The organism is Enterovibrio norvegicus FF-33, assembly GCF_000286835.2.
GTDB classification, from domain to species: Bacteria; Pseudomonadota; Gammaproteobacteria; order Enterobacterales; family Vibrionaceae; genus Enterovibrio; species Enterovibrio norvegicus_A.
This window is the reverse complement of sequence record NZ_AJYD02000011.1, coordinates 90,399-103,857: the sequence shown is the minus strand read 5'-3', so window position 1 is coordinate 103,857 and position 13,459 is coordinate 90,399. Positions and strand designations below refer to the sequence as shown.

Genomic DNA, 13,459 nt, shown 5'->3' with positions numbered 1-13,459 from the left:
GGCTTAAGTGTTAAAGGCTAATGAAGGGGTGACGTGCCAAGTAATTAAGGCAGGTTAGGTCACATTCTTGGGGGAAAGTCTGTCTTTATCAGCGCGTAGTGGGGAGGAGTTTTCTAGCCTGATTAAAGAAGTGATCTTGATTCAACGTGATGCATACATAAAAAGACAGTGTTTGCGCGGAAATTGATAGTTTTCTTACTGAGAAATCACAAATGAATACTGTTCAATTACTTGTTTTGCAATACCGTTAACTCTATGATCGGGCACTTAATATTCAAGGACGTTATTATCAAAGGCCGTCGATGAGTACAAATAACTTAGTGGAAATCAATAGCCTGTCCTTCTCCCGTGGCGATCGGGTGATATTTGATGATGTGAGCTTGACCGTACCCGTCGGCAAAATCACAGCAATCATGGGCCCATCCGGAATAGGTAAAACCACATTACTCCGTTTGATTGGCGGCCAGTTACCGCCTGATCGCGGCACTATCGAGTTTGCTGGACATGATATTCCGACCCTTTCACGTCGCAAATTGTATGACGTTCGAAAGCGCATGAGCATGCTGTTTCAATCTGGCGCACTGTTCACGGATATGACCGTTTTTGATAATGTTGCTTTCCCTTTGCGAGAGCATACAGAACTATCTGAAGCGCTTATTAAAACCATCGTCTTACTTAAGCTAGAGGCTGTGGGGCTTCGAGGGGCGGCAGATTTGATGCCGAGCAGTTTGTCTGGCGGCATGGCGAGACGTGCCGCGTTGGCGCGCGCGATTGCGCTTGACCCAGAAATGATCATGTTTGATGAGCCTTTTGTTGGGCAAGATCCGATCACTATGGGCGTGTTGGTCTCTCTGATTCGCAATCTCAATCAAGCGTTAGGTCTTACGGCGATAGTGGTGTCGCATGATGTACCTGAGGTAATGAGCATTGCTGATCATGTCTATTTGCTCACCGATGGCAAAATTATCGCATCAGGATCACCGCAATCATTACGTGACAATCCGGACCCGAGGGTTAGTCAATTTCTTAAAGGCGATGCAGATGGCCCTGTGCCATTTCGGTATCCCGCCAAAGACATCACACAGGAGCTGTTTTCGTGATCGTTAATATGGTCCAAGATCTTGGCGCCCGCGTTATGTCCGTGTCTCGGACAATGGGGCGTGCCACCTTTGTTTTAATGGGGGCGTTAATTGGCAAGCCGCAACCCAAGAAAATGTTCCCGCTATTAATCACTCAGCTCTATTCCGTTGGTGTACGTTCACTCGCGATCATTATGGTGTCTGGTTTGTTCATTGGCATGGTTTTGAGCTTGCAAGGCTATCTGGTTTTGGCCGGCTTTGGCGCTGAAAGTTCTTTGGGACAAATGGTTGCACTGTCTTTATTGCGAGAATTAGGACCTGTTGTCACCGCGCTTTTGTTTGCGGGTCGTGCCGGTTCGGCGTTGACCGCTGAAATTGGTTTGATGAAAACCACTGAACAACTTTCTAGTTTGGAAATGATGGCAGTGGATCCGTTGCGTCGTGTCATTGCACCGCGTTTTTGGGCGGGAGTGATTTCTATGCCGCTACTGACCATGATCTTCATGATTGTCGGTATTTGGGGTGGTCAGCTTGTCGGTGTTGATTGGAAAGGAATTGATTACGGCAGCTACTGGTCCGTCATGCAGTCTTCAGTCGAGTTAGGCTATGACATTGGCCAGTCTTTCATTAAGAGTTTGGTGTTTGCCATTACGGTCACCTGGATTGCTCTTTTCAACGGCTACGATGCGATCCCCACTTCAGAAGGGATCAGCCGAGCAACGACACGTACTGTCGTGCATTCGTCTTTAGCAGTGTTGGGGTTGGATTTTATCCTTACAGCACTGATGTTTGGGAGCTAAGTAAATGCAACAAAATCGTAAAACAGAATTTTGGGTCGGCACGTTCGTGATTGTTGGGATCATCGCAGTGATGCTGCTTATTTTTCAAGTGGCTGATGTGAAGAGTTTTTCTCGTGGCGACAGCTATCGTTTGGAAGCACATTTCGACAATATTGGTGGTTTAAAGGTGCGTTCTCCTGTGAAAGTGGGGGGCGTTGTGGTCGGTCGTGTTAGTAGTATTGCTCTGACAGTGCCAGATTACGTGCCGTCGGTGACGATGGAAATTGATCGCCAATACGGCTTTTTTCCAGAAACAAGCTCCGCAGCAATTTTGACCTCAGGTCTGCTGGGAGAGCAATACATCGGTATCCGTCCTGGTTTTCTTGATGAAGACATTGAGCTACTTCAAGACGGCGATTTACTGGAAGACACCCGTTCAGCAATGGTGTTAGAAGATTTGATTGGTCAATTCTTGTATAGCGTCGGGGACTCGAAGGAGTAATCAATAATGAAAAAATGGATAGCTTTGGTGTTTGCAGCAATCAGTATGATGTTGCCGTCGCTGTCTGTGGCAGCGACAGTAGATGCCACAAACCCCTATGTACTGATCGATGGCGTAGCAGAGAACGCTTTTAGTCGGTTAAAGAAAGATAAAGAGATCTATCAGGAAAATCCTGAGTTGCTTCGTGTGGTGGTAGAAGAGGAGTTAATGCCTTATATCAATGCGCGCTATGCGGCACTGAAAGTATTAGGGCCACAGGCTAGAAAAGCGAGTAAGGAACAACGCGATCAGTTTACGGATGCATTCTACGATTATTTGGTCGCATCTTATGCGCAAATACTGACCCAATATACTGATCAAGTCGTGAACGTGGAGCCGTCAAAATCCATTGCAGAGAATCGCACGGTGGTTTCTGTGCGCGTAGACATTGTTGATGCTGCCCGCCCACCTATTCGCTTGGATTTTAAGCTGCGTAAGAATCGAAAAACCGAGCAATGGCAGGGCTTTGATGTGCAGGTGGAAGGCGTCAGCATGTTGGACACTAAATCCAGTGAATGGAGTGGTCAATTGCGCAGAAATGGTATCGATGCTGTTGCGAAAGAACTGACTGAGCGAGCCAAGGCTCCAATCACCAAAGACGAGAGTGAATCGTGAGTGAATCACTGGCGTTTGAAAGGCGCATAAATGGTGATTACTGCTTGTCAGGAGAGCTTGATCGTGACACAGTTCCTCCATTTTGGAGCCGCCGCACCGACTGGTTGCCGAAAGACTCGCATATCGTCCTAGATTTATCTTCGGTAAAGCGCGTTGATTCGGCCGGAATGGCAATGTTGTTGCACCTACAACAGCAGCTCAAGATTAACCAGCAAACGCTGGCATTAAGTAACATCCCTTCGCAATTGAAAGTGCTGTTACAACTGAGCAATGTAGAACGTTTTTTTACTGATGATACCTCATCGGTTCACGAGGAATAATTGTGGAACCAACAGAAATTAAAGCGATGCTCGAAGGCGCCTTATCTTTAGATGAACTGCATGTAAAAGGCGACGGAAGTCACTTCGAAGTTATTGCTGTCGGTGACATCTTTGACGGTATGTCACGCGTCAAAAAACAACAGACCATCTATGGGCCGTTGATGGAACACATTAGAACAAATGCTATCCATGCTCTTAGCATCAAAGCGCTGACCCCGACTGAATGGGCTCGCGACAAGAAACTGATGCAACCGCTATAAATCCACGAGGAACAGCATGCAAAAATTCCGTGTCCACGGTGGTGGCCCACTGCGTGGTGAAGTCACAATATCAGGTGCTAAAAACGCCGCATTGCCTATTTTATTTGCTGCTCTATTGGCTGAAGAGCCGGTAGAAGTTGCTAACGTCCCTAAACTGCGCGATATCGATACCTCGATGGAATTGCTATCCCGCCTAGGGGCGAAAGTGTCACGCAATGGTTCAGTCCATGTTGATGCTAGCAATATTACTGAATACTGCGCGCCGTATGATCTGGTTAAGACCATGCGCGCATCTATTTGGGCGCTTGGCCCTCTGGTCGCGCGATTTGGTCAAGGCCAAGTGTCTTTGCCAGGTGGTTGCGCTATTGGTGCGCGTCCGGTTGATTTACACATTCATGGTTTAGAGCAACTTGGTGCAACCATCACGCTTGATGAAGGCTATGTAAAAGCCCACGTTGATGGTCGCCTTAAAGGTGCCCATATTGTGATGGATAAAGTCAGCGTTGGCGCAACTGTCACTATTATGTCAGCAGCAACACTTGCTGAAGGTACGACGGTTATCGAGAATGCAGCACGTGAGCCTGAAATTGTTGATTGTGCAACATTCCTCAACACTTTAGGTGCGAAAATTACAGGGGCAGGTACTGATGCCATTACTATCGAAGGTGTTGAACGCCTAGGTGGTGGTTACCACGAAGTGGTTGCTGACCGTATCGAAACGGGCACGTTCCTTGTTGGTGCTGCAGTATCGGGTGGCAAAGTATTGTGCCGCAATACGTCACCTAAATTGCTTGAAGCTGTATTGGCTAAGCTCGAAGAATCGGGTGCGCTAGTAGAAACGGGTGATGATTGGATCTCGCTTGATATGACGGATCGCGAACTGAAAGCGGTAAATATCCGCACAGCGCCGCATCCTGGCTTCCCAACCGATATGCAAGCACAGTTCACTTTGCTCAATTTGATGGCAAAAGGAACAGGCATTATTACGGAAACCATCTTCGAAAATCGCTTTATGCACGTACCTGAATTACAGCGTATGGGTGCACACGCTGAAATTGAAGGCAACACGGTAGTTTGCGGTGATTGCGATGGTTTAAGTGGTGCGCAAGTGATGGCAACTGATCTTCGTGCATCAGCGAGTTTGGTGCTTGCCGGTGCGATTGCAACGGGTGAGACGGTTGTTGATCGTATCTACCATATCGATCGTGGCTATGAGCACATCGAAGACAAACTGCAGAAGTTGGGTGTTCAGATTGAGCGCTTCAGCGACTAACCATTAATTATCAATGGCTAATTGCTAACAGGCTAAACGCAAAAGGTCACCCAGGGGTGACCTTTTTTGTTGCTGTAAATCATGCTTAATTTGAAAAAAGCCCAACCAGAGATCAAAGAGATAACAGGGTTATTGCGTCGGCTCTTCACCGATAGTGACGATGATCTCTTGAGGTTCGCCTTCTCGAATAACCTTAAACGGGACCTTGGTTCCGGGACGGTTGTCAGCAACAACATCGAGTGCACTACGAAAACTGCTGATGGGTAGATTATCAATCTCGATGATCAAATCATTTACCTTAAGCCCAGAGCGATCTGCAGGGCCATTGGGCTCAGTGCTTGCGATAAGCACACCACGCAATTGCTCCGCGTCTAATAGTCGCGCCATCACGGGATTCACTTCTCGTCCTTCAACGCCGATATAGCCGCGGATCACCCGTCCATCAGCAATCAGTTTTTGCATCACCTTGACTGTCAGGGAATAGGGGATCGCAAAGGAAATGCCGTAGGTATCCGTGTCTGTTGCTTGTTGGAATGAGGCGGTATTGATGCCGACTAATTCCCCTCTGCTATTTACCAATGCGCCACCAGAGTTTCCTTTGTTGATAGCCGCATCTGTTTGCAGAAAATCTTGCTGACGATTAAAGCTCATACCGGGGCGACCCGTAGCAGAAATAATCCCGAAGGTGGTGGTTTGTCCGAGGTTATAAGGGTTGCCTATTGCTAACACGACATCGCCAACCGCGGGTTCATAACTATCGTTAAAGGGAATCACGGGTAAGCTATCTGGATCGATTTTCACCACGGCAAGATCGGTGCGTTGATCTTTACCAACGAGCTGTGCCGTGCTGATCCGTCCGTCTTGCAAGGCCACGATAATTTGATCTGCGCGTGCAACAACGTGGTAGTTGGTGACGATATAGCCTTTGTCACTCATGATCACGCCAGAGCCTAAACCCTCAGCGTTGAGCTGAAGTCGGTTTTCACTGCTGTAGCGGCGAGTGTAAATATTGACGACAGCAGGAGAGGCTCGGCGGACGGCATAGTTATAAGAAAGCAATGAAGTATCGGTTTCAAACTGTGCCAAGGCGACATCAGAAACCAATTGGCCGGTTCGTAACGATGGAAGGGCAAGCAGCAAAACGACGGCGACTAAGGTGCCGTAAACTACAGAACGTGCCAGAAAAGCCAGCATGCTACTCCCTAAATGACCATCATTGAAAAACGACGAGCATACCATTGAAACAGCAATAAGAGTAGGGATTGGGTCGGGAAGAAACAGGAGCCTTAGCGGGACAGGCTCCTGTTTTTGCGATGAATTACTTAACGGATAACTAAATACATGGTTGAGCCATCACGCACAATGTTTAACGCGAGGACGTTAGGTTTGTCTTCAAGCTGTTTGCGTAGATCACCAAGGTTTTTCACTTTGTCACGATTTAGGCCAACAATAATGTCACCTTCTTTCATGCCATAGCGCGCCGCAACAGAATCTTTATCAACACTGGCAACACGTACACCATTGATTTTTCCTTCTGAATAATGTTCAAGCTTGGCGCCTTTTAACGCTTCATGAAGGGTTTCTGCATTGGTTTTGGCTAGTGCGGCTTCTTTTAGCTCAGCAGTGACGGTTTTCTCTTTGCCGTCACGAATGATACCCAATTTTACTTTTTTACCCGCACCCAGTGTCGCTACTTTAGCGCGCAGTTCACCGAAGGTGCGAATATCTTTACCGTTAACCGATACAATGATATCGCCGGCTTCAATGCCAGCTTTTTCTGCCGCTGAATCGGGTACCACTTGGCTGACAAATGCGCCGTGATTGGTTTCATACCCAAACGCTTCTGCAAGTTCAGACGTCAGTTCGCCACCTTGAACCCCAAGTACGCCGCGTTTGACTTCGCCAAACTCAAGAATTTGATCAGAGAGGTTTTTCACCATATTGACCGGAATGGCAAAACCGATACCGACGTTACCACCATTCGGGCCAAGGATAGCGGTATTGATACCAATCAATTCACCGTTGAGATTAACCAGTGCTCCGCCTGAGTTACCGCTATTGATAGCGGCGTCAGTTTGAATGAAGTTCTCAAAGTTCTCGAGGTTTAAACCACTACGACCTAGCGCAGAAATAATGCCAGAAGTGACAGTTTGGCCGAGTCCAAACGGGTTGCCGATTGCAATCGCAAAATCGCCAACACGCAGTCCGTCGGAGTCAGACAGTTTGATTTGTGTCAGGTTGTCCGCTTTTTCAAGCTTTAACAGTGCCACATCTGACATGCTGTCGCTGCCAATCAGCTCTGCGTCGTATTCGCGGCCATCATGAAGTTGCACCAAAATCTTATTGGCACCATCGATAACGTGATGGTTAGTGATCACATACCCTTTATCGGCATCTATAATGACGCCCGAACCTAAACCGCGAAAAGGTCTTTCTCTGGTTTGCTCTGCATCGAACTCAGGACCAAAGAAAAAGCGAAAAGATTCAGGGATGCGTTGTTTTGAAACATGGCTACCTTCGACAGAAATACTGACAACAGCAGGGCTGACAGTTTCTAGCATAGGCGCAAGGCTTGGCAGGCTCTCGCCAGCAATAGCGACAGGTAATGCTGCTGTTGCTGGCAAGGCTGTAAAAGTTGTACTAAACGCTAGCGCGACTGCACTTAGCGTAAGCAAAGATGTTTTCTTCATATCCACACTCCCCTTATAGGTACGTTTTAAGAGTGGGGATGGTTCAAAAAAGTTCAATGCCTTTGTATGGTAGATCTGTGATCTACTTAACTCGCTTTGCTTGTTTTTTCAGCATCTTTGAGTAAACCAGAAGCACCATCTGAATAGTCACGAGGTGGCTCTTGTGTTGACGCCGTATCGTCAATGACTTCTGACAGGTTACTGATACGCTTGGCAAAGGGATTGTCTTGCTCTGGCAAGTTAGGCATCAATTCCGCTGAAGTGGTCGCCATGTGCTGATAAAGCTTACTGTAATCACGGGAAATGTTATCGAGTAATTCAGCGCTTTGGGCAAAGTGATCAACCAACTCTTGGCGATACTGCTCAAGCTCGTAACGTGATTTTTCGAGCTCTTTCTTTAAATCTTTTTGTTGTGTGTTATCGCGCATCGTTAAACGGGCGATGATGAAGCCAATCACGACACCGATGATCACAAAAACAAGTGTGTTTATCCAAGCCATAAGCGCTCCTTAGCTTTCCGTAACTAATTGAATGTAATGCAATTCTCACCGTCTAGCGGGGAGTAATTAGGAAGTGGCATACCCCTTAATGTTCAGGTTTTACTATACATGGCAAAAGTTACGCGTGGTACTATTGATTTTGAGAACATTATTATTGTCACCAGTAAGGGTTAGGTTCAGGGAATGACGCCTTTAGAGCAATACAGTCACGATTTACAGCGGCCAGATTTTTTCGAGGATGCTTCGCAAAAGCAAGCGGTAACGATGCTGGATGATTTGTATCATCGCCTTATTGCGCGTGCCAATGCGCCTGCACAAAAGCCGAGTCTTTTACAGTCTATTTTCAAAAAGACAGAGAATAAACCGCGCCCAGAGCGTGGGTTGTACTTTTGGGGTGGTGTTGGGCGAGGCAAAACGTATTTGGTTGATACGTTTTTTGAAAGCTTGCCGTTTGAGAAAAAGCAGCGGATGCACTTTCATCGATTTATGCATCGCATACACGATGAATTAAGAGGCCTTGATGGTGAGCAAGATCCGTTACTGAAAATTGCAGACAAGTTAGCAGACGAAGCGCATATCCTTTGTTTCGATGAGTTTTTTGTTTCAGACATCACTGATGCCATGATCCTCGGTACGTTGCTTGAAGCACTATTTGAACGTGGTATTTGTTTAGTTGCCACATCAAACATCATCCCAAATGAGTTGTATCGTAATGGATTACAGCGTGCTCGTTTTCTTCCTGCTATAGCGTTAATTAATCAACACTGCGATGTTGTTAATGTTGATGCGGGGACAGATTATCGCTTACGAACATTGGAGCAGGCGGAAATCTATCACTCCCCATTGGACGATGCGGCCAATGCCAATTTGAAAGACTACTTTTATCAATTGGCGACAGAGCCTTGCTTTGATGCTCATGACATTGAGATCAATCATCGACAATTGCATGCAGTGAGGGAAGCGGAGGGGGTGGTGCATTTTGATTTTGTCACTTTGTGTGACAGCCCAAGAAGCCAGTCTGACTATATTGAGCTTGCCCGGCTTTATCACACGGTGCTTTTGGCCAATGTTCCTCAAATGGGGGCGGAAAAAGATGATGCAGCGAGGCGATTTATTGCCATGATCGATGAATTTTACGAAAGGCACGTGAAACTGATCATTTCTGCGGAAGTCGCCCTGTCATCACTGTATGTCGGCGACAGGTTGTCTTTCGAATTTAAACGCTGTTGTTCGCGTTTAAAAGAGATGCAGAGCCATGATTACCTGGCGTTGGAACACCTTCCTTAGCGATATCCCATTTATTGGCATTATCTTTCGGGTCGAGAAGAAGAAAAAGTCGCGATTATTTTTGGAAAAAAGGTGATTTTTTCTCCACCCTTCCTTATAATCCTGCGACCCACCGTTACTGTTGAAAGGCTAAGGCCGAGGGAACACCACTCGAAGGGGTGTTGAATGGGCTCTTATACAGTGGGAGCGAAAGCTCCTTAAGTGAAATTTTTAATTATCGGGTATTTATTAGCATGAAAACTTTCGTTGCTAAACCAGAAAGCGTAAAACGCGACTGGTATATTGTAGACGCAGAAGGTAAAACTCTGGGCCGTATCGCAACTGAGATCGCATCTCGTCTGCGTGGTAAGCATAAGCCAGAATACACTCCGCACGTTGACACTGGTGACTACATCGTAGTTATCAACGCGGACAAAGTTACCGTAACTGGTGCGAAATTCACTGACAAGATCTACTACAGCCACTCAGGCTACATTGGTGGTATCAAGTCAATCAGCTTTGATAAGCTGCAAGTGAAGAAACCAGAAATGATCATCGAACTTGCCGTTAAAGGTATGTTGCCACGTGGTCCTCTAGGTCGTGCAATGTTCCGTAAACTGAAAGTTTACGCGGGCGCTGAGCACAAGCACGCGGCACAACAGCCGCAAGTACTGGACATCTAAGGGGATATAACAATGGCAGAACAATACTACGGCACTGGTCGTCGCAAAAGTTCCACAGCTCGTGTATTCATCAAGCCGGGCAGCGGAAACATCGTAATCAACAAGCGTGAATTGGAGCAGTACTTCGGTCGCCCAACAGCTTGTATGATTGTTCGTCAGCCGCTTGAACTAGTTGAAATGCTAGACAAGCTAGACCTATACGTCACCGTTTCTGGTGGTGGTATCTCTGGTCAAGCTGGCGCTATCCGTCACGGTATTACCCGTGCACTGATGGAATACGATGAAACTTTGCGTCCTGCTCTTCGTGCAGCTGGCTTCGTTACTCGTGACGCGCGTAAAGTTGAACGTAAGAAAGTTGGTCTACGTAAAGCACGTCGTCGTCCACAATTCTCTAAGCGTTAATTCGCTTCCGAATTTATTCGGGAATTATGGTCAAAAAAAGCCTGGCTTATTGCCAGGCTTTTTATTGTCCCAATTCAACGCAATAGCTTTTTTAAGACACACTATCCCTCTCTCTTTCTACACTTCTCCATTTTGATATTTTTCCGATTTTTTTCTTTTTTGGCAGTTAGTTAAAAAAACGGTGCATACCTCACATTTGTTACAAAAAAGTAGCTTTATCTTGTCAAAAAGTGGGGTTTTCCTTATCATTTAACCCACGTATGCCTGTGCTATCTTAAGATAATCAATAGGCTGTTTACGTAAGAAATATACTTTTTTGAGTTAGCCGTACGCTCCAGGGACGCATAAGGACAGTTTTTAAAAATCCATGCGGGAGCACATGGGAGAATGTTGGATGAGCAATGCGCCAGTGAATTCCGGCCGACGCCGTTTCCTGACTCTATCAACCGCTGTGGTTGGTGGTGTGGGTGCAGCAGCAGTCGCTGTACCTTTTATTAAGTCTTGGAACCCTAGCGCCAAAGCAAAGGCTGCCGGTGCCCCGGTTGAAGTCGATGTGAGTAAAGTTGAAGAAGGCCAGTTAATCAGGGTGATTTGGCAGGGCAAGCCTGTATGGATTGTTCGTCGTAGCGAACAGACCTTAGAGACGTTGAATGAGATTGGCGATAAGCTTCGCGATCCTGACTCTCTTGAACCACAGCAGCCCGAATATATTACCAATACTTACCGTTCCATTAAGCCTGAGCTTTTTGTCGCAGTAGGATTGTGTACGCATCTAGGTTGTTCGCCCACCTATCTACCAGACAGTTTTGGTGAGCAAGTTGAAGGTGTTACGTCCGGTTTCTTCTGCCCGTGTCATGGTTCGAAGTTTGATATGGCGGGTCGTGTATTCCAGAGTGTACCGGCGCCACTTAATCTAGTGGTACCTCCTTATACGTATCTTAATGATAAACGTATTCTGGTCGGTGCCGATGAGGGAGCAGCGTAATGGAAAACTTTCTTAACTGGATAGAGAAACGCCTTCCTGTGATGAATGCTTACAAAAAGCATTTGTCTGAATACCCAATGCCGAAAAACTTTAACTTCTGGTACTTGTTTGGTTCGCTAGCCATGCTGGTATTAGTCAACCAACTGCTTACCGGTATTTGGTTAACTATGAGTTACAACCCTTCTGCGGAAGGCGCGTTTGCTTCGGTTGAATACATCATGCGTGATGTGGAGTACGGCTGGCTATTGCGTTACATGCACTCTACGGGTGCGTCAGCGTTTTTTGTCGTTATCTACCTGCACATGTTCCGCGGCCTGATTTATGGTTCGTATCAAAAGCCTCGTGAACTGCTTTGGCTGTTCGGCATGTTGATCTTCCTAGCGCTGATGGCAGAAGCGTTCATGGGCTACTTGCTACCTTGGGGACAAATGTCTTACTGGGGCGCCCAGGTCATTATCTCGCTGTTTGGCGCAATCCCTGTTATTGGTGATGATCTTACGTTGTGGATCCGTGGTGACTTTGTCCTCTCGGGAGCAACGCTAAATCGCTTCTTTGCGCTGCATGTCGTTGCGTTGCCAATCGTTATTCTATTGCTAGTGGTGTTGCATATTCTTGCACTGCACGAAGTTGGCTCGAATAATCCGGATGGCATTGAAACCAAATTGCCAAAAGGTGCGAAGGGCGAAGGGTACGAAACCCAATTTGCTTTCCACAAGTACTACACCAAGAAATACGACATCATTGATGCTGTTCCTTTCCACCCATACGGAACGGTGAAGGATCTGATCGGTGTTGCAGGTTTTGGTATTTTGTTTGCCTACGTTATTTTCTTCAATCCAGAAATGGGCGGCTATTTCCTTGAGCCACCTAACTTCGAAGCGGCGAACCCGATAAAAACACCGGATCACATTGCACCGGTATGGTACTTCACGCCGTTTTACGCCATTTTGCGCGCGGTCCCTGATAAGTTGACGGGCGTTGTACTTATGGGCTTGTCAATCGCTGTGCTGTTCCTACTACCTTGGCTAGATCGCTGTAAAGTGCGCTCTTATCGCTATCGTAGCAAGTTGCATCTGGCGAACATTGTTCAGTTCGTTATCTCCTTCATTGCTTTAGGTGTTTTAGGTACTTTACCTGCGACTAGCCTTTACACACTGTTGGCTCAGATCTTTAGCTTTGGTTACTTTATGTTCTTTGTTCTGTTGTTTGTTTACAGCAAAAACGAGGCAACGAAACCATTACCGGAGAGGGTGAACTACTAATGAAGAAGTGGATTGTAATCTTGTTCGCATTGTTGCCTTCTCTCGCGATGGCAGCTGGTGCGAAGGTTCCGCTGGAAGCGGCGAATAACGATTTGTCAGACAAAGCTTCATTACAGAATGGCGCTAAGCTTTTCATGAACTATTGCTTTGGCTGTCACGCTACCCAGTATCAGCGCTATGAGCGTATCGCAGAAGATCTCGATATCCCCAAAGAACTGATGATGGAAAATTTGGTCTTTGACGAGAATGCAAAGATTGGCGACTTGGTCACCAATGCGATTACTGTTGATGATGCAGCCACTTTCTTTGGTGGCCCAGCTCCTGACTTGACCTTGGTTGCACGTGTTCGCGGTACAGATTGGATTTATACCTACCTGCGTTCTTTCTATGCAGATCCATCACGTCCATTTGGTGTGAACAACACCGTATTCCCAAGTGTGGGGATGCCACATGTGTTGGAAGAACTTCAGGGCACACCAGTCAAGCAGTATAAATCTGTGATGATTGATGGTCAGCAAGTGGAAGACTTTGTTGGTATTGAATCTTTGGGTAATGGTGAACTGAGCCCAGAAGAATACGATGATGCCGTCCGCGATTTGGTTAACTTTCTCGAGTATTCGGGGGAGCCAAATAAACTGGAACGCCAACAAATGGGTTATTGGGTGATTGGCTTCCTTGTTATTTTGCTCATCTTGACCATTCTGCTCAAGAAAGAGTATTGGCGTGACGTTCACTGATCGGTTAATCTAGTGAGTTGCTGATCCACAATGGGGGCAGGTGCTCCCATTGTTTTTTCTATAGATG

General features: G+C 46.6%; 16 protein-coding genes. 13 read left to right on the top strand and 3 right to left on the bottom strand.

The window, feature by feature from the left end:
* Positions 1-302: 302 nt before the first annotated feature.
* The 7 genes from mlaF to murA are packed head-to-tail and all read left to right on the top strand — an operon-like array spanning position 303 to position 4,867.
* Entirely contained in the window at positions 303-1,100 is a 798-nt protein-coding gene (mlaF, locus tag A1OO_RS02080) for a phospholipid ABC transporter ATP-binding protein MlaF (RefSeq protein WP_017005097.1), read from the top strand.
* Positions 1,101-1,108: 8 nt separating this feature from the next.
* A complete protein-coding gene (gene mlaE, locus A1OO_RS02075) occupies positions 1,109-1,879 on the top strand; it encodes a lipid asymmetry maintenance ABC transporter permease subunit MlaE (RefSeq protein WP_198928352.1) in 771 nt (256 codons plus the stop codon).
* Positions 1,880-1,883: 4 nt separating this feature from the next.
* Entirely contained in the window at positions 1,884-2,360 is a 477-nt protein-coding gene (gene mlaD, locus A1OO_RS02070) for an outer membrane lipid asymmetry maintenance protein MlaD (protein WP_017005096.1), read from the top strand.
* A gap of 6 nt (positions 2,361-2,366) precedes the next feature.
* Positions 2,367-3,014 (top strand): phospholipid-binding protein MlaC, encoded by a 648-nt coding sequence (mlaC, locus tag A1OO_RS02065; RefSeq protein WP_016960779.1) that lies wholly within the window; start codon positions 2,367-2,369, stop codon positions 3,012-3,014.
* Positions 3,011-3,334 (top strand): STAS domain-containing protein, encoded by a 324-nt coding sequence (locus A1OO_RS02060; protein WP_016960778.1) that lies wholly within the window; start codon positions 3,011-3,013, stop codon positions 3,332-3,334. The genes mlaC and A1OO_RS02060 overlap by 4 nt, the downstream gene beginning before the upstream one ends.
* A 26-nt stretch (positions 3,335-3,360) precedes the next feature.
* On the top strand, positions 3,361-3,594 hold the full coding sequence (locus A1OO_RS02055; RefSeq protein ID WP_371733296.1) for a BolA family protein: 234 nt from the start codon (positions 3,361-3,363) through the stop codon (positions 3,592-3,594).
* Between the two features lie 16 nt (positions 3,595-3,610).
* Complete coding sequence (murA, locus tag A1OO_RS02050) at positions 3,611-4,867, top strand: UDP-N-acetylglucosamine 1-carboxyvinyltransferase (protein WP_017005095.1); 1,257 nt, start codon at positions 3,611-3,613, stop codon at positions 4,865-4,867.
* Between the two features lie 129 nt (positions 4,868-4,996).
* Here the strand turns inward: murA and degS are convergent, their stop codons facing one another.
* From degS to zapG, 3 genes are all read right to left on the bottom strand, one after another.
* Positions 4,997-6,061, bottom strand: coding sequence for an outer membrane-stress sensor serine endopeptidase DegS (gene degS, locus A1OO_RS02045; RefSeq protein ID WP_016960775.1), 1,065 nt, complete (start codon positions 6,059-6,061; stop codon positions 4,997-4,999).
* Between the two features lie 128 nt (positions 6,062-6,189).
* Complete coding sequence (locus A1OO_RS02040; protein ID WP_017005094.1) at positions 6,190-7,557, bottom strand: Do family serine endopeptidase; 1,368 nt, start codon at positions 7,555-7,557, stop codon at positions 6,190-6,192.
* An 86-nt stretch (positions 7,558-7,643) separates the two neighbouring features.
* Positions 7,644-8,057 (bottom strand): Z-ring associated protein ZapG, encoded by a 414-nt coding sequence (zapG, locus tag A1OO_RS02035; protein WP_016960773.1) that lies wholly within the window; start codon positions 8,055-8,057, stop codon positions 7,644-7,646.
* A gap of 183 nt (positions 8,058-8,240) precedes the next feature.
* Between zapG and zapE the strand changes: the two genes are divergently transcribed.
* The 6 genes from zapE (at position 8,241) to A1OO_RS02005 (ending at position 13,392) form a co-directional block, all read left to right on the top strand.
* Positions 8,241-9,344: a cell division protein ZapE gene (gene zapE / locus A1OO_RS02030; protein WP_016960772.1), complete on the top strand. Its 1,104-nt coding sequence runs from the start codon at positions 8,241-8,243 to the stop codon at positions 9,342-9,344.
* A 233-nt stretch (positions 9,345-9,577) separates the two neighbouring features.
* The gene (gene rplM, locus A1OO_RS02025) at positions 9,578-10,006 is read left to right on the top strand and encodes a 50S ribosomal protein L13 (protein WP_016960771.1); all 429 of its coding nucleotides are present in this window, start codon (positions 9,578-9,580) and stop codon (positions 10,004-10,006) included.
* A gap of 12 nt (positions 10,007-10,018) precedes the next feature.
* A complete protein-coding gene (gene rpsI / locus A1OO_RS02020; RefSeq protein ID WP_016960770.1) occupies positions 10,019-10,408 on the top strand; it encodes a 30S ribosomal protein S9 in 390 nt (129 codons plus the stop codon).
* A 394-nt stretch (positions 10,409-10,802) separates the two neighbouring features.
* A complete protein-coding gene (gene petA, locus A1OO_RS02015) occupies positions 10,803-11,393 on the top strand; it encodes a ubiquinol-cytochrome c reductase iron-sulfur subunit (RefSeq protein WP_016960769.1) in 591 nt (196 codons plus the stop codon).
* Complete coding sequence (locus A1OO_RS02010) at positions 11,393-12,655, top strand: cytochrome b (RefSeq protein ID WP_016960768.1); 1,263 nt, start codon at positions 11,393-11,395, stop codon at positions 12,653-12,655. The genes petA and A1OO_RS02010 overlap by 1 nt, the downstream gene beginning before the upstream one ends.
* Complete coding sequence (locus tag A1OO_RS02005) at positions 12,655-13,392, top strand: cytochrome c1 (RefSeq protein WP_016960767.1); 738 nt, start codon at positions 12,655-12,657, stop codon at positions 13,390-13,392. The genes A1OO_RS02010 and A1OO_RS02005 overlap by 1 nt, the downstream gene beginning before the upstream one ends.
* Positions 13,393-13,459 lie beyond the last annotated feature (67 nt).